Here is a 1,144-nt window from a genome sequence, read left to right on the forward strand (position 1 = left end):
CTTATCCTGGGTGGCGGCGGAATGGCTGCATCATGGCAAACCCACCGTTTTTGGCGCGGTCAGCGGTGCGGTAGCCGGCCTGGTCGCCATCACCCCGGCGGCGGGTTTTGTCAGTCCTCTATCGGCTATCGCCATGGGTTTGGTAGTAGGACCTTTATGCTACCTGGCGGTCAGCAAAATGAAAGAGAAGTTCGGTTACGATGACGCTCTGGATGTTTTCGGCATACACGGGGTCGGCGGAACCTGGGGGGCTTTGGCAACCGGAATCTTCGCCTCCACAGCCATCAATCCGGCAGGCATGGACGGTCTTCTGGCCGGCAATCCGGGGCAGCTTCTGGTGCAAAGCATTGGGGTGGTGGCAACTTATGTTTTTGCCGCTTTGATGACCTATGCCGTACTTAAAGCCATCAGCTTATTTACCAGCCTGCGCGTCAGCGAGGAGGAAGAAGAAGCCGGTCTGGATCTGTCCCTGCACGGTGAGGACGGTTACAGTAATGCGGATATGAGCGGGGAAGGCCATGCAGTGGCGGGTTGATATAATCATTCAGGAGGGAGCGGACAAATAACGGCTAGATGCCCGCGGGCAGATAAGAATCAGATTAAAACTTATTTAACCTGCAGTATCAGGAGGACGATTGTGTCCGACGTACTGCAGGTTTGGTCTTTAAGAGGCGCACGATATAGATTGAGGCACAGCCTTACCTTGTTAAAAGACGGTATATCGACAACCTGTGCCGCATGTCCCCCGGTTCTGACGTTAGCTCGGGGGATGCTTGATACTCTGGACAATAGGCATGCGCCGCCCGGTGCCGAAAGCCTTGCTGGTGATTTTTAGCCCCGGCGCCGCCTGGCGTCGCTTATACTCATTGCGATCCACCACCGTAATGATGTGCCGGACCGTCTCCGCATCGAAACCCCGGGCGATAATCCCGGCAGCGGACTCACACTGTTCTATGTAGAGATACAGGATCTGGTCCAGTATATCATAAGGCGGCAGGGTATCCTGGTCGGTCTGATTGAACCTGAGTTCCGCCGAAGGGGCTTTGACCAGAACCCTGGCCGGTATCAGTTCGGCATCCCGGTTGCAGAACCTGGAGAGCTCATAAACCATGGTTTTGGGCACGTCGGCCAGTACGCTCAAGCC

General features: G+C 55.7%; 1 protein-coding gene and 1 pseudogene. One reads left to right on the forward strand and one right to left on the reverse strand.

Going from position 1 to position 1,144, the window contains the following annotated elements:
- On the forward strand, positions 1 to 535 hold a 535-nt coding region (locus tag B2633_RS06215), incomplete at its 5' end, for an ammonium transporter (RefSeq protein ID WP_483169790.1).
- Positions 536 to 757: 222 nt separating this feature from the next.
- Here the strand turns inward: B2633_RS06215 and B2633_RS06220 are convergent.
- Positions 758 to 1,144: pseudogene (locus B2633_RS06220) on the reverse strand (NAD+ synthase); the annotation flags it as partial.

This window comes from Syntrophomonas sp. UBA1041 (genome assembly GCF_002316705.1).
GTDB lineage: Bacteria > Bacillota > Syntrophomonadia > Syntrophomonadales > Syntrophomonadaceae > DTU019.